The following is an 18,509-nucleotide window of genomic DNA, read 5'->3' as shown; positions in this document are numbered from 1 at the left end:
TAGATCATGCTTCGATACATCCTCACTGCTTTGGCAGCACTCATTCTCGTGACGGCCAGTCTCGTTCCCGATGACGCGCTCGCCCGGCGAGGTGGCGGCGGTGGCGGGTACCGTGGTGGTGGCGGCATGCGCGCCGGGGGCTTTCATGGCGGCGGCATGCGCGGAGCTCACGTCCGCGGCGGTGCCGTTCATGCCGGGCGCATCCATGGTGGCCGCGGCTACCGCGTCGCCGGAGGTCCTCGGCCGTCGCATCCAATAGCGGGCCGGCCTGGTCGCCCCGGCTATCCCGGTCGTCCGATCGCGGGCCGTCCGGGCCGTCCAATCGCCGGCTACCCCGGATATGGTGGCGGCTACTATCGCCCCGGCTGGGGCTACGGTGCCGCCGCTGTGGGAGCAGCAGCCGCTGCAGGAGCTTACGGCTACTACAACAACTACAACAGCGGCTGTTACTACGACGCCTCTGGCAACTACGTCTGTCCCGGCCAATATCCTTACGGATACAGCTACTGACGAAATCGATCGGGCGCGGGCGGCGGGCTATACCGCCCCCGCGACGTCGAACGGCCGACATTCAAGAATCGGCGCGAAGCGTCCTGCACATTCAGCTGGTCCAGCTTCGTACCGTCAGAACGGCCGCTGCAAAGTCTTCAGGTGCTTCCCAGGGCAAATTGTGACCGCAGTCGACGACGCGATGTTCGTGGCGGCCGCTGAACATCGGCGCATGGCTGGCCGTTCCGCCCGGCTTCAGCGGGTCGCGGGTGCCGTCGAGTGTCACGCAGGGAACGCTGATCTTGGGCTTATCCGCGAGCCGCGCTTCAAGCGGATCCAGGTGTCGCTCGCCCGCTTCCGTTCCCAAATGGAAGCGATAGCAATGGATGACAACATCCACAAAGTCGGGGTTGTCGAATGAGGCGGCCGTCCGGTCAAACGTCGCATCATCGAATTGCCAGCCCGGGGACCATTGCGCCCACAGAATCCGGCAAAGCTCGCGCCGGTAGTTCGCAAGACACTCGCGCCCGCGCTCGCGCTGGAACAGGTGCTGATACCAGACAACTTGTTCAAGCGAGGGCTCGTAGGCGTGCCGCTGGCGCTCGACATCGGCGACGTCATAACCGGCGTAGGAGACCAGTCCCGTAACCCGCTCCGGCCACAACGCCGAAGCGACGCACGAGGCGAGGCCGCCCCAGTCGTACCCCGCCAGAATCGCGCGATCCAGTCCCAGACCGTCGAGCAGGCCGATGATGTCGGCAGCGAGCGCCGCCTGCTGACCGCTCCGCATGCGGTCGGCCGACAAGAAGCGCGTCGGCCCGAAGCCCCTGAGATAAGGCACAATGACGCGGGCACCCGCCTCAGTAAGTTTTGGGACGACGTCATCGTAGGCGTGAACGTCGTATGGAAACCCATGCGACAGCACCACGGGCCAACCACCAGCGGGGCCCTCCTCCAGATAGGCGATCTCGAGAATATCGGTGCGCACAGTCTTCAAGGTCGACTCCCCCGCTCATCTGAAGCCACAACATTCCCATCAATAGATAGGTGCAGGTTGCGTTCCAGGATTCGAGGGCGGAGCGCAGCCCTGCGGGTTGCAATCGGTCATGGGGAATGACGGTGATGCTGCTGGACTGGACTGCATCCCTGAAGTGAGACACGATCATGGCAGTGTCGGTGCACCGGATCGTCCGCCGCCAGCGTCAGTGACGTGCACCGCAAAAAAACGGCAGGGAAGAAACGATGCAGCGAAAAAGAAATCTGGCGCCTGATAGTGCCATGGCTTGCCCGGCTCTCGTAGCAGCCATCATGGTCCTTGCCATCTCGCCGGCACGCGCCGAAGATTCAGCCAACATCCCACCTGCGCTCAAATGCGCTGACTTGACCGGCTGGAAGCTGCCGGGATCGACGGCATCTGTCACCAAGGCCGAGCTGGTGCCGGAGGCGCCGCCGGGCACCGTGCAGCCGTCGCCGCCGGCGCCGGCCACAATATCGGTGGCGCTTCCGCAAAACTGCCGCGCCGATGGCGTGATCGATCAGCGTGTGGGGGTCGAGGGCAAACCTTACGCGATCGGCTTTGCCGTCGCCCTGCCCGATCGCTGGAATGGCCGGTTTTTGTTTCAGGGCGGCGGCGGTTTGAACGGCTCGATCAGGCCGCCGCTGGGTTACCAGGCGGCCGGCGAGGTGCCGGCGCTGGCGCGCGGCTTTGCCGTCGTCTCGACCGATAGCGGTCATCAGGGCGCGGTGTTCGATGCCTCGTTCCTGAAGGACCAGGAAGCCGCGCTCAACTTCGCCACGGCATCCGTCGGCAAGGTAACGATGGCCGCCAAGGCGATCGTCGCGCATTACTATGGCCAGCCCGCAAGACGTTCCTATTTCACGGGGTGCTCGACCGGCGGCCGCGAAGGCATGCTGGCCTCGGCGCGCTATCCCGAACAATTCGACGGCATCGTCGCCGGCGCGCCTGCGATGCGCACCGGCAACTCCAATATCGGTCTCGCCTGGGCCAACGCTGCTTTCAGCAAAATCGCGCCGAAAGATGCGTCCGGCAAGCCGGACCCCGCCAGGACTTTTTCCGCTGATGAGCGCAAGCGGATCACCAACGCGATCCTCGATGCCTGCGACGCCAAGGACGGCGTTAGGGATGGCCTGATCTTCGACGGCAGGGCCTGTCAATTCGATCCCGCCGTGCTCACCTGCAAAGGCGACAAGACCGATTCCTGTCTGGCGCCGCCGCAGGTCGATGCCCTCAGGAAAGCTTTTGCCGGCCCGAAGAATTCACGCGGCACGCCGGTCTACCCGCCGTTCCCGTGGGACAGCGGCGTGGCCGCCGAAGGCGTTGCCATTCCCGGCATCCTGGCGACAGGCGCGCGCAGCCCGGTCGGGCCGCCTGTCTGGGAAAGCATCGACGTCGATCAACTCGAAGACCGGGTCAACGCGAGCGGGATGGATCGCCTCACCAACACCGCCTACTGGACCAACCTGTCGAGCTATTTCGGCCGTGGCGGCAAGCTGCTGTTTTACCACGGTGTGAGCGATCCCTGGTTCTCGGCGAACGACACCGTGAATTACTACGAGCGCATGGCGGCGGAGTCCGGCGGCATGGAGATGGTGCGGGAGACATCGAGCCGGGCCTTCCTGGTGCCCGGCATGGGTCACTGCTCGAGCGGCGAAACGCTCGATCGTTTCGATCTGCTCAGCGCGGTCGTGAACTGGGTCGAAGACGGCAAGGCGCCCGATCAGGTGGTCGCGACCGGACCCGCCTTCCCCGGCCGCAGCCGCCCGCTTTGCGCCTATCCGCAACATGCGCAGTACAAGGGCCAAGGCGACCCGGAGAGCGCGGCGAGTTTTGAGTGCAGGTAGGGAGATGCGCGCGGTTATGCATTCAATTCATCTTGCAGAGACTTCGAATAGTGGGCGGCGGAAGCAATTGAGTGCACCGTAATTTTCTGCCCCGCTGTCACCGAAATTTTCGTGTCTCACTTCGGGGGTGCAGTCGAGCACTGTCACCGTAGTGAGGCTCTCAATCGTTCAGCGACTCCGCGATGACGTCAAACAGTTCGATAAGCGCCTTGCCGCCAAGCAACAGATCGTCGCTCTCGAAAACCCGCTTGTATTCGATGACGCCAGGAACCAACCGATCGAGAGTTTCCAAATTTGTGATCTCAAAGGCGAACTTCGGATCGTTCTCGCAGTAGATCTTGAAGATGATCGGCGGGCCGATGCAGAACGCATTCCCCCCGGTATCGACCCCAACTTCAAAAATCAGAGCATCATCATCAAAGTCCGCGATCGTCTTCAGCCATTGATTGCGGCGGCGGGTGAAACCAAGCGCGGTACAGAATTCATCCGCGAAAGGAACAAAATCACGCTTCCTGCCAGACCAATTGGTTGGCTTGATACCCAAACGCTCTCTTTCGCGTTCATGTAGACTCCGGAAGAAGGCGGTCTCACCTTCTCGAAATGCCGCGTCGAAGTAGATTTTCTTGTAGCGCTCGAACAAGCATGGGACCAGTGGCGGAGCTCGAAACGGCTCTTCGACGACCCTCTCGAGGAAAAGCCCGTCCAGAAGACGCGAGCGATACCGGGGCTGGATAACGAACTTCCGCGTGTCGGGATCGCCGCGTCCCAGCGATTGCATCGTTTCCAGAGCGACGTCATCCCAATATTGATTGAGAATATCGCTCTGGCCCTCGCCACAGAAACCTGCGACCCTTTCTTGCCACGCTCGGTGGAGCGAGTAGCCGCGTGCCTCGAAGGCAAGCTGTGTCGGACGTCGACCAGGCCAAGTTTCAACTCTGCGCAGAATCCGTTGTTCTTCCATTCGCCGCTATTCTTCCATCGGCATCGCGAATAGCAGGAACTGTGCACCAATTGAACCGCTGTCACCAGTATGTTGCCGGCTCCATTCATCGGACGTGCCGGGAAGCCGGCTCACATTTCATTGCGGTGACAGTGCACTAAACTCCACACGTCGTCGCCGTGCGGCCGCCTAACGGCCATTGTGAATTGAGCTTGCAGGATGGGTTGTGCCCCGCGAAACCCATCTCTTCTCGATTACCGCTCTCCGTAAACCCGAGATAACCCGTCAGCAACGTCAGCTTCCGCTCGGCCCGATTGACGGTGAAGAAGCCTCCACACGAAACAAAGCCGAGGAGGTCCGCGGTCATGGGGCGGCACTACCACGCAACAAGAGCGATGGGTTTCGCAAGGGCTCAACCCGTCCTGCGGGCTGTATACCCTTGCAGCGGCTTTCGAATGGTGCCCCGGCGTCGCGTTTGCAGCGGCTTTCGAATAGTGCTCGGCGGATACCCAATTTAGGGCACTGTCACCGCAATTCTTCGATTCAATCGTGCTTCGACGGCGTGCTGCATTCTGTGTCTGATTGTGCATTCATGAATTTGGACATCGGTTACGTTTTCCGCTTCGCAAATTCTGCGCAAGGAAGCAGTGTCCAAATCTTCCCTTTGCGATACGTCGGAGGCGACCAAACCATGGATCAGCAGGACGAACAGACCGGCACTGAATATGGTGAAAATTGAAAAATTGCTCATCTCCTCACCTCTTCGGCGTCTCCCATTGGTCCTATAACGCAAACGTCTTTGCCGAGTTTTCCCGGTCTTCAAAATATCGTCAGCGTCGGATAGCGGTGGCACTGCAATCAAGCTTGGCTGGCTTCAGCAACCGCGCCGTCTGTTGCTCCAGCACTCGCTATGGGCGTTGCAGCAGAAGAACCCCCCCCCCCCCCCCCCCCACCAAACAGTTTGACCGCAATTTTCCGACAGGCCCAACCCTGCCTCAGGTTCCCCGCCCCCTGCCCCTCCCCCCACTTTCCTGCTATCTCTCCCTCGCCGTTCCGGCCCAAAGCAAAACCCTCCGACCCAAAAGGAGCAACAACCATGCGTTATCTCCACACCATGCTGCGCGTGCGCAATCTCGATGTCGCGCTGAAGTTTTACCAGGATGCGCTGGGGCTGAAGGAGGTGCGGCGGATCGACAACGAGAAGGGGCGGTTCACGCTGGTGTTCCTGTGCGCGCCTGACGATCTCGAGGCACTGAAAAAGCAGCCGCCGACGCGCGGCGCGCCGCTGGTCGAGCTCACTTACAACTGGGACGAGGAGAAGTATGGCGAGGACCGCTTCTTCGGCCATCTCGCCTATGAGGTCGACGACATCTACGCCACCTGCGAGAAGCTGCAGAAGGCCGGCGTCACCATCAACCGGCCGCCGCGCGACGGCAACATGGCCTTCGTCCGCTCGCCCGATCTGCACTCGATCGAGCTGCTGCAGAAGGGCGAGCCGAAGGCGCCCGCCGAGCCCTGGGTTTCAATGCCGAACACCGGGCACTGGTAGGCGGCTATCAGCAGGAACAAGCGCTCGCGGCCGGCGTTGGCCCTCCGATAATGCTGATGGAGGAGAACGCGATGGGACGCGGAATTTTGCTGTGGCTGCTGGGTGTGCCGATCCCGGTGATCATTCTGTTGTGGCTGTTCTTCGGCCATTGATATCAGCGCGAACGCGTTTAGCGTTTGTCGCTCCAGCGCAAACGCATCTTGCTGATGTCGCATTCGGCTACCCCGCAATGAAAGCTCCGCTCGCCTGAGCGGAGCTTTTTGCATGAGGGGCGCGCGCAATCGGCGTCGCTGCCTACGGCGAATTCGGCTATCACCCGCGATAAATAAACCTGCGGGAGACGCTTGATGCCGGACACACAGCTGACGATCTGGGGCCGCGCCAATTCGGTCAACGTGCAGAAGGTGCTGTGGTGCCTGACGGAGCTCGCGCTGCCCTATCAGCGCATCGATGCCGGCATGGCCTACGGCAAGACCCGCGAGCCCGCCTATCTCGCCATGAACCCCAATGCGCGGGTGCCGACGCTGGTCGAGGGCGACTTCTCGCTGTGGGAGTCGAATTCGATCATGCGCTATCTCTGCATGGCGCATGGACGCGGCACGCCGATCTATCCGGAAGCGCCGAAGCTGCGCGCCGGCGTCGACCGCTGGCTCGACTGGACGCTGTCGACGGTGCAGCCGGTCGACCGCCCGGTGTTCTGGGGCATCGTGCGGACGCCGCCCGCCGAGCGCGACATGATCCAGGTGCAGAAGGATGCCGATGCCGCCGCCGAGGTCTGGGCGATCGCGGATCAGCTCTTGGCGAGCCGCCCCTACATGGAGGGCGACGCCTTCACGCTCGCCGATATCGCCGTGGGCGCCTATGCGCGGCGCTGGCTGGGGGTCGAGGGCATCACCCGTCCGGCGCAGCCGAACCTGACGCGGTGGCTCGCCGCGCTCGGCAAGCGGCCGGGATTTGCCGAGCATGTGGCCCCGCCGATGTCGTGAGCCGCTGGCGCGCTTAAGGGACGGAAATCGCATGCTGAATTGCCGAAACCGCGCAAAACAGCCCGCGCTCGGCGTCTACTGTGCATGGGGTTGTTTTCGCATTTTGGTTTGAAGGGGCCTAGTGCCAGGTGCGCTCGACCGTCACGACGATGGCGATCAGCGCCAGCGTCACCACCACCGTGGCTATCCTTGCGGTCCAGGACAGCCCGCGGCCGACCCACCACAGCAGCGCGCAATACATCAGCACGGGCACCAGAAGATCGAGCCGCACCAGATCCGCCGGCATCGGCCTCAGTGCCTGACCGTGGTGTCGAGGCGGACCGCCCCGCCGATCTTCACGCAGGTGCCCTCGACCATGGTGAAGCCCTGGCCATAGGCGGCGCAGGCATTGGCCTTCGCTGTCCCGCTTGTGCCCTTGAGCGGCAGGGTCTTGGCGGACTGCGTCTGGTCGGTCGGCGGCAGGCGCAGGGTCTCGGCGCCGGCGGCTTGGGTCATCGCGAGCGAGGCGAGGATGAGGAGAGCACGCATGCGGCCCTTGTAGCGTGGCGCGCTAGCGGGCGCCATCCGGCGGCGGTCAGAGGAACCGGACGCCCGCCGACTTGCCGCGGCGCCAGACCACCTGGCAGCTGCGCCCGGTCCGGGCGTCCCGCGCAAAGGCCATCCGGATCACGCCCGGAAGCTGGCTGGCATCCTCGTCCAGCGTGATCCTGGCGCCCGAGGGCGAGATGTCCCGGACCAGGCAATGCCGCGCCGCGAATCCGCCGTCCAGCGTGATCCAGGCGTGCTGCGACAGCAGCTTGCGGGCTGCGCGCTTCTTGGGCTGAGGCATCGGCGAAAATATCTCCCGCGTCAGCGCTAGCGCAAGGAACCCTAAGAAACCGTTGAAATCGCGGCCCGAACCAGTCCGGGGCCTTCTATCCACCGCCGGCCAAAGAGCCTGCCGGAACGGCTTGCCCACGGCCGCAAAGGCCACTATACGTTCGCCCGCTGCAAGCCGCCGGGCACGACTCGGACGGCCAGCGGGCCTGTCGCCATCAGCGGCGTGGCCTTGCGTTTGCTCCCTTCGTCTATCGGTTAGGACGCCACCCTTTCACGGTGGAGAGAGCGGTTCGATTCCGCTAGGGAGCGCCACGCAGCCGGACTTCCCCTCACCGCGCCGCCCGCGACCTCGGCCTGCACCTTGGCGCAGGCGAGCGCGCAGAGCTCTGATCCTCCCGCTTACGCGTGCGTCAGGAAAGCTGCAATGCTCTGACATGGTCCGCGATCTAGATCGCCTTGATCTTGAGGAAGGCGAAAGCCACCATCTTCAGCAACATCCAGCCATGTCGAAACCTCGAGATCTGGGTCTCGCCATAGGTGCGCGCGGCGTAGCGGATCGGCAGATCCACCGATTTCAGATTGAGCTTCGAGGCGCCGAAGATCAGGTCGAAATCGCCGAACGGATCGAAATCGCCGAAATAGGCCTTGCCGGCCTTCAGGCGCCGATAGTCGCTGCGGCGCAGAGCCTTGGTGCCGCACAGCGTGTCCGTGTAGCGCTGATTGAGCAGCCAGGAGAACAGATAGGAAAAGATCTTGTTGGCGATCAGGTTGAGGAAGCGCATCGCGCCATCATCCATGGGATAGACCAGGCGCGATCCGTTGATGAATTCGCCCTTGCCCGACAGCAACGCCTCGGCGAATTTCGGAATCTGCTCCGGCGGCATGGTCAGGTCGGCATCGAGGATCACCAGCACGTCGCCGCGCGCAGCATCGAAGGCGGTGAAGACGGCGTCGGCCTTGCCTTTGCCGGGCTGACGCATCACCTTGATGTCCTTGGACGGGTAGGCCTGTTTGACCCGCCCCATCTCCTCGAAGGTACCGTCCTGGCTGTGGCCTTCGACGAAGATGATCTCGATATCGTTGCAAAAATCGGGAATGCGTTGGACCGCAGGCTCGATATTGCCGCGCTCGTTGCGCGCCGGGACGACGACGGTGGCCGAGGCGAATTCTTCCCTCGCCTTGAGGCTGGAGCGCGCCACCAGATAGTGCCGCAACGCCAACTGGCGGATCCCCGGCAGCACGCTGACGAAACGATTGAGAAAGCGTCCGAGCCCGAACATCCGGACCGGTAAGAGCACCCGCTGCTCCGACTTCACCGGATCGAAATCCGCAAGCCTGGCAAGGCTGCGCAAATCAGGCGGCGACAGCACGTTCTGCTCGGGATGCGGCATCCGCAGGCCGACGAATTCGGCGAATTTGAGCACCGGGTACCAGAGATGGGAGAAGTAGCCGATCACCAGCCGCGTATCCCGGGTGCAGAGCGGATGGAGCTGGGCGATGAATTTCTGGCAATCCTCAAGCGAGCCGATCGTATCGAGGACGAGGATGTAGTCGAACGGGCCCTGCAGCGCCTCGAGCGTCACCGGGTCCTCGGCATCGCCCTCGACGAACATGAGATCAGGATGGCGCTGCCGCGCGATCGCAATTTGCTTGCGACAGAAATCGATTCCAACGCCATATGACGGCGCGAGGCTCGCAAGCGTATCACCGACGCCGCAGCCGATGTCGAGCACGCGACTCCTTGCGGGGATCAGAAACTGGAGATAGCGCTCATCCTCGTGGTGGAAAAAGCTGTTCTTTTCCCGCCATGCCACGCGATCCGTGGCAATGCGCTCAGCGTGATCGAGAATGCCCGCTTTCCGCGGCGACAGGCAGCCGGACGTCACGGTCATGTCCAATGCAAGCCACAGGCCTGGTTGAGCCCGCTCGAACTGAAATCAATCGCGAAACCAAACGCGGCTGCGCAAGACGACGCAGCCATGAAAATAGCCATCAACATGGTCCCCCCAGACCTTGCGGTACACAAGCGCAACTGGGAGACGAGATCAACAGGAAGATGGTCGACGAGCGATGACGCGAGATCGGGCCTCGGGCCCGAGAAAATCCGCCATCCAGGCTTGAACCTCCCCGCCCCTCACCTCCGACCAACGTCGGAAGGAAACCGCCCCGCCCGCCGCGATGGCGTCACGGACGGCAAGATCGGTTCGGCCCATGGAGCAGCGCAAATCCACCAAGAACGACCAGTCGGGCGTCCCGTCGGCGACGAGCGCGCCTCCCACTTGGATGCATCGTGCGACGTCCTATTCGCCCGACCGGCGCGCCAAGATGCTGGAGCACATGGCGCGCGCCAGATCGGTGCCCCAGCATCAGCCCGCTGTCGCACCGGTGCCGGCACGAAAGAGTGGCCTGGACATCCTCGGCGATCTGTTCGGCTATATCGTCCTGTTCGGCGCGATCGCCATTCTGTGCATGTCGCGCATTCCCCTCTATCTCGGCGCGTTTCTGTTCTTGGCCGACGATGCGCGCATCGAAGGCGCCTTCGCGGCGGTCGGCGTCCGGTTCGAGCCCGATACGGTCGGGCCCGACCTCATCAAAGCGTTCGCCTCGTGGTTCGGATGGATCGCCCTGCTCGCGTGCTTGCGAACTTCCGCCCCGGTCTGGCTTGCGCCGCTCCTGCCGCCGTCGCAGTCGTGGGCCAACATCGCCGGCATCGCCCTTGCGCTCTCCGTGGTCGAAGCCCTCGGATCGCTTGCGATGCGACGTGCTCGGCTGCGGTTCGGATGGGAGGTCGGGCTCGACGGCCTGACTGTTACGACCATCAAATTCGTGATCGCCATCGGTGCGCTGCTGCTGGTGGTGCTGCTCGGCGCCGTTTGAAGACCTGGTCCGGTCCGGGCGAGGTCGCCCGTTTACCGGAAATTTACCCCTGCTCCTGAGCTCCGGTATCATTTGCTTAGAACTCGATTGCTACCGTGGAAGTACGGAAACAATCCGAAACACAATTTGGGCGCCCATGTCCGTCGCAGAGTTCCTCAGGCAGCGTGCAGTGGAAGTGACGGTGGACGGCAGCTATTCGCTGCCTCGCTGGTATGATTGCGAGGGCAAGTTGCGAAACTTCGCCTGCCGCACCAAGCGTGTCTCGCCGTTCCGCATGATCGTGGACGTGCCGGTCGTCGGCAAGATCGGCGAGCGCGTGACCTCCTACTTCCAGGATTTCGGCGAATTCCAGGGCACCATCAGCGCAACGCTCAAGTCGGGCTTCCTGATGGAGCTCGAGATGACGCGGGCGCGTCGCGCCTGGATGTCGGAAAAGCTGACCTGGCTCGAGAAAAAGCAGAGGGATGAGAGCATCCAGGAGCTGCGGCGCGAGGCCCGCTTCGTTCCGCAGGCCTCCCACACCACTCTGACGCTGGCCGACGGCAGCGGTCATTCCTGCTTCATCATCGACGTCTCCACCGCCGGCGTCGCCATCTCCTGCGAATATGACCCGACGCTAGGTACCCCGCTTGCAGTCGGCGCCTGCGTCGGGCGCGTCATCCGAAAGTTCGACAATGGCTTCGCGGTGAAGTTCGCCGAGAAGCAGCAGCGCGACAACCTCGTCCGCTTGCTCGTGCGCCAGGCTGCGCCGCCGCCGGCTTGACGCCGAAGCTCAGCCTCCTGCGGTCAACCGACTTGCTCAACCGACTTTCCCAAGCGACGTGCCCAAGCGATGTGCCTAAGCATCGCTGCCCTATCCCGGCCCCAATGCAGGATCAACCTTCGAGGGTCCGGCGCGCCGGACCGTCAGTTGCAGACTTGCGATCGGGGGACCGGATGGCAGTCGGTAGGATCACAGTTGACAAGATCACTTGGGACCGGGTCGGGCGGGTGACCGAGCCTGGACGCTACATGTACACATTCGGCTGGCTGACGATCACGGCCGGCGATCTGGATATCTGGAAGCAATACCCGCAAGCCGCATTCACGCTACTTGCAAACGCTTCCGAGTTGGACCAGACCATCGCCGGGGAATTCCATCTCGGCGCCTTCGACGTCGCGCCCGACGCCCCATCGCCGCTCACCACGCATTGAGCGCCGCAAGCGGCGGCGTGGTCGTCTATGCGCTCAGCGCAGGCGAGAACGGGAACGCATGGCATGCGCATTGCTTAATATTTGCCATGATGCAGATCCCAGCCGTCGACCAGGCCTTCCTGCTGTTCCTTCTCGTCTCCTGTCTCGGCACGTGCCTCGTACGCGCCCTTTGGGAGTTGGAGCAGATCCGAGCCCGCCGAATTGCGTCACCGCCGCGCCAACGTGTAACCAAGCGCGACTAGGGACTCGCGCTGTCCGGGGGAGGCTTCACGCCCGCCTCTGGACTCGAAGCCCGCAGACGTGCATCGTGAAGAAACTGGCGCACCACCTTGATCCACCTTGGCAATTCCGGTCCAACAACAACCGGGGAACGGTCACCAAGGACGCCAGGGCGGTCGTGTCATGCAGTTGATCGCGCTGGTATTCCAACACGTAGGGGTCCTGATGAATGCCAGCTGTCGCGCTTGTTAAGCGACGCGACAGCCAGTGCATGACAGATGGTCGCAACTGCCGCGAGTGGATAAGCCGGCCAAGGGAACCTATTTTCGACGCCGATGTACCTGATTGAAGCGTTACCCACCGTCATCGGAACGGCCGCCATCGCCCCGGCACTGCTGATGCTGTGGCTTGTGATCGCGGCCGAGGAACGTCCTGGACCGCCAGCCCAGGTCTGGACGGCGTTCCTGCTCGGCGCAGCCAGCATTTCGCTTCTCGGCCTCGCCCGGGCCCCGTTCGCCAAGATGGTCGCCGCGCCCGAAAATCCCTGGGCGGAGCTTGCCATGCATTCGGTCTTCGGCGTCGCGCTGCCCGAGGAGGCGGTGAAGGTGATCGCGATCGTGCTGGTCTCCTCGACCAAGCGGCGGACCTTCGCCAATCCCATGGATACCGTGGTTTACGGCGCCGCCGTCGGCCTCGGTTTCGCGGCGTACGAAAACCTCGCTTATCTGGTCCAGCACGCCGAGATGTGGCGATCGCTGGCAGCGCTGCGCAGCGTGCTCACCGTCCCGTTCCATGGCGCACTCGGCATCATCGCTGGCGCTTATCTGACGATCGCGCGTGCCGGCACGGCACTGGGCGCGAACCGCCATCACCGCGACTGGGCCCGCCTCTCCAGCCGCCTGCTGATCTTCGCCGGCCCGCTGGCACTGCATTCGGCCTTCGACTTCCCGCTGCTCACGCTCCAACGCATGCCGGACCTCGATCCTACCTTGCGAATGTGGCTCGGCGGCGCGAGCCTGCTGATCGGCTTCAGCTCGATTGCCTTCGCCATGCGTCTGGTGCGCCGCGTCGCACGCCATCACGCGCCCCGCACCGATATCGCGCGGGAACGTCTCAGCCAGCTGCGCCGGATGTGGGCGCTGTGGCTGGCGGGCGGCGGCGTCGGCTTCCTCGGCCTCGCCTTCGTGCTGACCTCGATCCACCACTGGCTCATCAACCCCGACCGCAATTTGACGCTGGCACTGATCCCGATCGGCTTCGTCTCGATTCTGCTCGGCCTTGCGCTGTTGGTCGTTACGACCGCGATCTACGTGCTCGGCCGCAACCGCATCCGCACAACTGGCGAAGGTTTTTCGTCAGCGCACGGCGGCGGTTGATCCATCGCATGGCAAGCGTCGTGTGTGCGTCCTAGATTGAACCTACATCTTTCGATCTGGAGCTTGCCGATGACGTCGCCTGAGGAATTTTCACGGCTGCAATCTGCGATGAGCAAGGCGGTCAAGGCGCATTGGAAGGCCTTTCTGTTCGAAGGCATTTTGCTCGCCGTCCTCGGCATTGCCGCGCTGATCCTGCCACCGCTCGCGAGCCTCGCCGTCACGATCTTCCTCGGCTGGATGTTCCTGATCAGCGGCATCGGCGGATTGATCGCGACCTATTGGGCGCGCGCCACGCCGGGCTTCTGGTGGTCGCTGATCTCTGCGGCACTCGCCGTACTTGCCGGCATGTTACTGCTGGCGCGCCCGATGCAGGCCGTGCTGACGCTGACCATCGTGCTCGGCGCCTATTTCCTCGCCGAGGGCGTCACCACCATCATGTACGCCCTGGAGCACCGCCGCGAGCTGAGCGGGCGCTGGTCGTGGCTGCTGATCTCGGGCCTGGTCGACATCGCGATCGCGTTCATGGTGATCACGGGACTGCCTAGCTCGGCAGAATGGGCCATCGGCGTGCTCGTCGGCATCAATCTTTTGTTCGGCGGCGCCACCCTGATCGGCATGGCGCTGGCGGCGCGCAAGAGCAGCAGCTGAGGCACCTGGCCCATGCGCGCCGATTGGGGGGTGACAACTCGCTGGCGGCGCGCTATATGACCGGCCATGATCACCGTCGCCACCAGCTATTTTTGGTACTTTAGCTACGACAGCTTGCTGGCGGCAGGAGGATCGCGCTCAATCTAAGGTATTGAAGCCAAAGTCCGAACAGCCGCCAGACCTGGCGGCTTTTTTATTGGCCGGCAGGTTCTCGAAACAGACAGGAGCCCGCCGTGCTGAGCACGACCGACGATCTTCGTATCCGCGAACTGAAAGAGCTGAGCACGCCCGAGGACGTGATGCGGGAGGTCCCGCGCACCCTCACAGCCACGCGTGTGGTCATGGCGGCGCGCAACGCCATCCACGCCATCCTGGGCGGCCAGGACGACCGGCTGTTGGTCGTCGTCGGTCCCTGCTCGGTGCACGATCCCAAGGCGGCGCTCGACTACGCCGAGCGCCTCGCTAAGCTGCGCGAAGACCTCGCCGACCAGCTCGAGATCGTGATGCGGGTCTATTTCGAGAAGCCGCGGACGACAGTCGGCTGGAAGGGCCTGATCAACGACCCCGATCTCGACGGCAGCTTCGACATCAACAAGGGCCTGCGCCTCGCGCGCAACGTGCTCTCGGCCGTCAACAATCTCGGCCTCCCCGCCGGCACGGAATTTTTGGACATGACGACGCCGCAATACATCGCCGACCTCGTCTCCTGGGCTGCGATTGGCGCGCGCACGACCGAAAGCCAGATCCATCGCGAGCTGGCCTCGGGTCTGTCCTGCCCGGTCGGGTTCAAGAACGGTACCGATGGCAACGTGCGCATCGCGGCGGACGCGGTGAAGTCGGCCTCGCATCCGCATCACTTCATGGCGGTGACGAAGCTTGGCCGTTCGGCGATCGCCTCGACCGCGGGCAATGAGGACTGCCACATCATCCTGCGCGGCGGCGCCAAGCCGAACTACGACGCGGCAGGCGTTGCGGCAGCGTGCAACGAACTTTCAAAATCAGGCGTCGCGCCGCTGGTGATGGTGGATGCCAGCCACGCCAATTCGAACAAGAAGCCGGAAAACCAGCCGCTGGTCATGGCCGACATCGCGGGCCAAATCTCGGGCGGCGAGAATCGCATCATGGGCGTGATGATCGAGAGCAATCTCGTCGCGGGCCGTCAGGATGTGGTACCGGGCAAGCCGCTCGTGTACGGCCAGAGCATTACCGACGGATGCATTGATTGGGCGACAACGGCCACCGTGCTCGAGCAGCTCGCTGATGCGGTCGAAATCCGCCGCAACACTGCTCGCGCCGGACTGCACGAGCGCTCCGCGTAATCAGGGACAAACGCGGGCGGGGCGACGCTGCTCGCGCCCTGCCCGCTCTTGTTGCTAGCAGCCGCGACAGATGCTCTTGATCTTCTTGTCGAGCGCCAGGTTTTCCTTGCTCAGGGGATCGTTGGGATCGCTGCTGATATTCTTTTCGTTCGGAACGTCGCCGGCACGGGGCTGTCGATGGCCGACGGGCGCCTGCGGCACCGATCCCGAGCTTGCGCCACCTGACGTCGATCCCTTGGCGGCGGGTTGGGCAATCGCTGCTCCGCCAAGCAAGACCACGAGCGATGCCGCCACCATGATCTTCTTCATATCCGTACCTCCATTCCTCAAACCGCCGTCCCCCTGACCCGCTCACGCTTCGGGCGGATAGAGATGAACATCGCCGCAATAGTCGACGATACGATAGCGCGTTTCCGTCATCGCATCACCAGCATCGACTGCGGTATTTTGTGCCGCCAACACATAATTCGGCCCGATCGGTGATTTGCCGACGCCGCCGGGAATGTCGATCACGTATTCGGGCTGACACAGTCCTGACACCCGTCCGCGCAGCTGCCGCATCAAGTCCTGCCCTTGCGCCAGCGTTGTCCGAAGATGCGCCGTGCCCGGCGCGAGATCGCCGTGATGCAGATAGTAGGGCTTGATCCGGCATTCGACGAAGGCCCGCATCAAATCCGACAAAGCGGCGACGTTGTCATTGACGCCGCGCAAAAGCACGGACTGACTCACCACGGGAATCCCGGCATCGACCAGGCGCGCGCAGGCGGCGCGAGCCGTATCCGTCAGCTCGCGTGCATGGTTGGCATGCAGCGCGACCCAGGTGGTCGCGCCCTCGACCTTGAGTGCTGCGACCATGTCCTCGCTGATACGCGCAGGGTCGGCCACGGGCACGCGGGTGTGAAGACGGATGATCTTGACGTGATCGATTGCAGCAAGATCAGCCATGATCTCGCTCATGCGACGCGGCGACAGCATCAGGGGGTCGCCGCCGGTCAGGATCACCTCCCAGATCTCGCTATGCGTACGGATGTAGTCGATCGCCGCGCGATAGGCGCTGTCCGAGAGTGCGTTCTCCTTGCCGGGACCGACCATCTCGCGGCGGAAGCAGAAGCGGCAGTAGACCGCGCAGACATGGACGAGCTTGAACAGCACGCGATCGGGATAACGGTGCACGATGCCCGATACGGGCGAATGCGGGTGGTCGCCGATCGGATCGGCATTCTCGCCCGGCTGCATCTGGAGCTCCGCGGCGGCCGGAACGAACTGACGCGCGATCGGATCATCGGGATCGGCGGGGTCGATCAGATCGACCAGCGCCGGCGTGATCGCAACTGCATAACGCGCGGCCACGCGCTCCAGCGCGGGCAGCGCCGTGACAGGCGCGAGGCCCGCAGCCACGAGTTCGGCCGGCTCGCGCAAGGTCTTTGCAAGATTGGTCTTGGTCATCTCTCATCCGCAGGTGGTGTCCATACCACCTGATCAATCCGTGTTGCGCCGCTTGCCAGCATCACCAGCCGGTCGAAGCCGAGCGCGACGCCGCTGGCGTCAGGCATTTGGGCGACAGCGGCCAAAAAATCCTCGTCCAACGGATAGGCCTCGCCGTAGCGTCGCTGCTTCTCGGCCATCGACTCCGTGAAGCGCTTGCGCTGCTCTTCAGCGTCGGTCAATTCGCCAAAGCCGTTGGCGAGCTCGACGCCGCAGGCATAGACCTCGAACCGTTCTGCGACCCGTGGGTCGTCCGTCTTCACCCGCGCCAGCGCCGCCTCTGGAGACGGGTATTCGAACAGAATGGTCAAACGCCCCCGCCCCAGATGCGGCTCGACATGTTCAACCAGGACCTTGCTGAAGATGTCCGACCAGGTGTCGTCCTCGGCGACTCGGACCTTACCGTCGGCCGCTTGAGCGAGCGCGGACCGGTTACCGCTGTTACCCGAGATTGTCGATAGCAGGTCGATTCCAGCGAAACGCTCGAACGCGCCGGCAACTGTCAACAGCTCCGGCTCGGCGAATGGGTCGCAGGTGTGGCCCCGGAAGGCGAAGGTCCCGACTCCGGTCGCCTGGGCCGCACTGGCGATCACGACCACCGTGTCCGCCATGATAGCATCGTAGGGGGCCCCCGCCCGATACCATTCCAGCATGGTGAATTCGGGCAGATGCAGGTCGCCGCGCTCGCGGTCCCGGAATACCCGGGCGAACTCGAAAATCCGTTGCTCGCCGGCGGCCAGCAGCTTCTTGCAGGCGAATTCGGGCGAAGTCCGCAAGTATCGGCTGGCTCGGCTGCCGTCGGCGCGGATGATCTCGGTCCTGGGGGCGTGCAGATGGGTCTCATTGCCCGGGGAGACCTGGAGAACCGAGGTTTCCACCTCGACAAAGCCCTGCTCGGCGAAAAAGCCCCTGACAGACCCGGTAACGGCCGCCCTGGCCTGGAGGAACGGCCGCCGGTCGAGGTGCCGCGAGGGGGTCCAGAACGGCGATATCGGCTTGTCCCCAGCCATCAACCGAACGTCCCCTGGACCAGCAAAGTGCTGGCATCCAACGGCAAAATCAGTATGTTGCGGCCCGAAACGGGCGCCGAGGTCTGATTTGAGGCCCCAAGTCCCCCATCGATTTGACCACGTCCTGGCCTGAGCCGGGCCAAGCAAGCAGGAAATACAGCTTTGAGAGTCATCGCCAGTTCTATTCGCAAGGGCAACGTGATCGAGCAAGACGGCAAGCTCTATGTCGTCGTGAGCGCCGAGAACATCCATCCCGGCAAGGGCACGCCGGTCAGCCAGATCGAAATGCGCCGAATCTCGGACGGGGTAAAGATCTCCGAGCGCTACAAGACCACCGATCAGGTCGAAAAGGCGACGATCGAAGAGCGCAACTACACCTTCCTGTATGAAGATGGCGACGGCTTCCACTTCATGAACCCCGAGACCTTCGATCAGGTCCAGGTTTCCAAGGACGTCGTCGGCGATGCCGCCGCCTATCTCCAGCCAGATATGACCGTCAAGCTGTCCATGCACGACACCAACCCGGTGTCGATCGCGCTGCCGCAGCGCGTGACGCTGGAGGTGGTGGACACGGAGCCCGTGACCAAAGGCCAGACCGCCTCCTCGTCGTACAAGCCGGCGGTGCTGTCCAACGGCGTCCGCACCACCGTACCGCCGCACATCACGGTCGGCACCCGCATCGTGGTGATGACCGAAGACGGCTCCTACTCCGAGCGCGCCAAGGACTAAGCCAGGG

General features: G+C 63.3%; 21 protein-coding genes, 1 tRNA gene and 1 pseudogene. 14 read left to right on the top strand and 9 right to left on the bottom strand.

The window, feature by feature from the left end:
* The first annotated feature begins 6 nt into the window (after positions 1 to 6).
* Positions 7 to 510 (top strand): hypothetical protein, encoded by a 504-nt coding sequence (locus XH98_RS12155; RefSeq protein ID WP_271602801.1) that lies wholly within the window; start codon positions 7 to 9, stop codon positions 508 to 510.
* 91 nt (positions 511 to 601) lie between these two features.
* Here the strand turns inward: XH98_RS12155 and XH98_RS12150 are convergent, their stop codons facing one another.
* Positions 602 to 1,477, bottom strand: a complete 876-nt coding sequence (locus XH98_RS12150; protein WP_333931839.1) for an alpha/beta fold hydrolase — start codon at positions 1,475 to 1,477, stop codon at positions 602 to 604.
* 254 nt (positions 1,478 to 1,731) lie between these two features.
* On the opposite strand from XH98_RS12150, the pseudogene XH98_RS12145 reads away from it, so the two are divergent.
* Both XH98_RS12145 and XH98_RS41055 read left to right on the top strand, forming a co-directional pair.
* Positions 1,732 to 2,817, top strand: a pseudogene (locus XH98_RS12145) (tannase/feruloyl esterase family alpha/beta hydrolase); the annotation flags it as partial.
* Between the two features lie 117 nt (positions 2,818 to 2,934).
* The gene (locus tag XH98_RS41055; protein ID WP_442868575.1) at positions 2,935 to 3,351 is read left to right on the top strand and encodes a tannase/feruloyl esterase family alpha/beta hydrolase; all 417 of its coding nucleotides are present in this window, start codon (positions 2,935 to 2,937) and stop codon (positions 3,349 to 3,351) included.
* Between the two features lie 160 nt (positions 3,352 to 3,511).
* On the opposite strand, the gene XH98_RS12140 is transcribed toward XH98_RS41055, so the two are convergent.
* The gene (locus tag XH98_RS12140; protein ID WP_271618720.1) at positions 3,512 to 4,312 is read right to left on the bottom strand and encodes a hypothetical protein; all 801 of its coding nucleotides are present in this window, start codon (positions 4,310 to 4,312) and stop codon (positions 3,512 to 3,514) included.
* Positions 4,313 to 4,517: 205 nt separating this feature from the next.
* On the opposite strand from XH98_RS12140, the gene XH98_RS12135 reads away from it, so the two are divergent.
* From XH98_RS12135 to XH98_RS12125, 3 genes are all read left to right on the top strand, one after another.
* On the top strand, positions 4,518 to 5,030 hold the full coding sequence (locus XH98_RS12135) for a hypothetical protein (protein WP_271618719.1): 513 nt from the start codon (positions 4,518 to 4,520) through the stop codon (positions 5,028 to 5,030).
* 357 nt (positions 5,031 to 5,387) lie between these two features.
* The gene (locus XH98_RS12130; protein WP_057754696.1) at positions 5,388 to 5,840 is read left to right on the top strand and encodes a VOC family protein; all 453 of its coding nucleotides are present in this window, start codon (positions 5,388 to 5,390) and stop codon (positions 5,838 to 5,840) included.
* Between the two features lie 347 nt (positions 5,841 to 6,187).
* Positions 6,188 to 6,826 carry a glutathione S-transferase family protein gene (locus XH98_RS12125; protein ID WP_271618718.1) on the top strand — a complete coding sequence of 213 codons (639 nt, stop codon included), beginning with the start codon at positions 6,188 to 6,190 and terminating at the stop codon, positions 6,824 to 6,826.
* Between the two features lie 118 nt (positions 6,827 to 6,944).
* On the opposite strand, the gene XH98_RS12120 is transcribed toward XH98_RS12125, so the two are convergent.
* Genes XH98_RS12120 through XH98_RS12110 form a run of 3 tightly spaced genes read right to left on the bottom strand, consistent with a single transcriptional unit; the run spans position 6,945 to position 7,655 of the window.
* Positions 6,945 to 7,112 (bottom strand): hypothetical protein, encoded by a 168-nt coding sequence (locus tag XH98_RS12120; RefSeq protein WP_271618717.1) that lies wholly within the window; start codon positions 7,110 to 7,112, stop codon positions 6,945 to 6,947.
* A 5-nt stretch (positions 7,113 to 7,117) separates the two neighbouring features.
* Positions 7,118 to 7,354 (bottom strand): porin, encoded by a 237-nt coding sequence (locus tag XH98_RS12115; protein ID WP_271618716.1) that lies wholly within the window; start codon positions 7,352 to 7,354, stop codon positions 7,118 to 7,120.
* A 46-nt stretch (positions 7,355 to 7,400) separates the two neighbouring features.
* Positions 7,401 to 7,655: a PilZ domain-containing protein gene (locus XH98_RS12110; protein ID WP_057754690.1), complete on the bottom strand. Its 255-nt coding sequence runs from the start codon at positions 7,653 to 7,655 to the stop codon at positions 7,401 to 7,403.
* A gap of 227 nt (positions 7,656 to 7,882) precedes the next feature.
* On the opposite strand from XH98_RS12110, the gene XH98_RS12105 reads away from it, so the two are divergent.
* A tRNA-Glu gene (locus XH98_RS12105) sits at positions 7,883 to 7,957 on the top strand.
* Between the two features lie 134 nt (positions 7,958 to 8,091).
* Here the strand turns inward: XH98_RS12105 and XH98_RS12100 are convergent.
* Positions 8,092 to 9,537, bottom strand: a complete 1,446-nt coding sequence (locus tag XH98_RS12100) for a glycosyltransferase (protein ID WP_271618715.1) — start codon at positions 9,535 to 9,537, stop codon at positions 8,092 to 8,094.
* Between the two features lie 319 nt (positions 9,538 to 9,856).
* On the opposite strand from XH98_RS12100, the gene XH98_RS12095 reads away from it, so the two are divergent.
* From XH98_RS12095 to XH98_RS12070, 6 genes are all read left to right on the top strand, one after another.
* Complete coding sequence (locus XH98_RS12095) at positions 9,857 to 10,522, top strand: hypothetical protein (RefSeq protein ID WP_271602809.1); 666 nt, start codon at positions 9,857 to 9,859, stop codon at positions 10,520 to 10,522.
* 136 nt (positions 10,523 to 10,658) lie between these two features.
* Complete coding sequence (locus XH98_RS12090; protein WP_271602810.1) at positions 10,659 to 11,285, top strand: PilZ domain-containing protein; 627 nt, start codon at positions 10,659 to 10,661, stop codon at positions 11,283 to 11,285.
* A 173-nt stretch (positions 11,286 to 11,458) separates the two neighbouring features.
* A complete protein-coding gene (locus XH98_RS12085) occupies positions 11,459 to 11,716 on the top strand; it encodes a hypothetical protein (RefSeq protein WP_271618714.1) in 258 nt (85 codons plus the stop codon).
* A gap of 554 nt (positions 11,717 to 12,270) precedes the next feature.
* Positions 12,271 to 13,311 carry a PrsW family glutamic-type intramembrane protease gene (locus XH98_RS12080; protein ID WP_271602812.1) on the top strand — a complete coding sequence of 347 codons (1,041 nt, stop codon included), beginning with the start codon at positions 12,271 to 12,273 and terminating at the stop codon, positions 13,309 to 13,311.
* Positions 13,312 to 13,380: 69 nt separating this feature from the next.
* Positions 13,381 to 13,959 carry an HdeD family acid-resistance protein gene (locus XH98_RS12075; RefSeq protein WP_057754671.1) on the top strand — a complete coding sequence of 193 codons (579 nt, stop codon included), beginning with the start codon at positions 13,381 to 13,383 and terminating at the stop codon, positions 13,957 to 13,959.
* Positions 13,960 to 14,192: 233 nt separating this feature from the next.
* Complete coding sequence (locus tag XH98_RS12070) at positions 14,193 to 15,278, top strand: 3-deoxy-7-phosphoheptulonate synthase (protein ID WP_271602814.1); 1,086 nt, start codon at positions 14,193 to 14,195, stop codon at positions 15,276 to 15,278.
* A 54-nt stretch (positions 15,279 to 15,332) separates the two neighbouring features.
* On the opposite strand, the gene XH98_RS12065 is transcribed toward XH98_RS12070, so the two are convergent.
* Genes XH98_RS12065 through epmA form a run of 3 tightly spaced genes read right to left on the bottom strand, consistent with a single transcriptional unit; the run spans position 15,333 to position 17,773 of the window.
* Positions 15,333 to 15,587: a hypothetical protein gene (locus XH98_RS12065; RefSeq protein ID WP_057754665.1), complete on the bottom strand. Its 255-nt coding sequence runs from the start codon at positions 15,585 to 15,587 to the stop codon at positions 15,333 to 15,335.
* Positions 15,588 to 15,629: 42 nt separating this feature from the next.
* A complete protein-coding gene (locus tag XH98_RS12060) occupies positions 15,630 to 16,724 on the bottom strand; it encodes a lysine-2,3-aminomutase-like protein (RefSeq protein WP_271618713.1) in 1,095 nt (364 codons plus the stop codon).
* A complete protein-coding gene (gene epmA, locus XH98_RS12055; RefSeq protein WP_271618712.1) occupies positions 16,721 to 17,773 on the bottom strand; it encodes an EF-P lysine aminoacylase EpmA in 1,053 nt (350 codons plus the stop codon). Before epmA ends, XH98_RS12060 begins: the two co-directional genes overlap by 4 nt.
* A 162-nt stretch (positions 17,774 to 17,935) precedes the next feature.
* Here epmA and efp point away from each other — a divergent pair, with 162 nt between their 5' ends.
* The gene (gene efp / locus XH98_RS12050; protein ID WP_057754657.1) at positions 17,936 to 18,502 is read left to right on the top strand and encodes an elongation factor P; all 567 of its coding nucleotides are present in this window, start codon (positions 17,936 to 17,938) and stop codon (positions 18,500 to 18,502) included.
* Positions 18,503 to 18,509 lie beyond the last annotated feature (7 nt).

It is taken from the genome of Bradyrhizobium sp. CCBAU 51745, from assembly GCF_028128715.1.
Lineage (GTDB): Bacteria > Pseudomonadota > Alphaproteobacteria > Rhizobiales > Xanthobacteraceae > Bradyrhizobium > Bradyrhizobium manausense.
The sequence above is the reverse complement of the archived record's forward strand: the minus strand, read 5'-3'. Positions and strand labels throughout refer to the sequence as shown.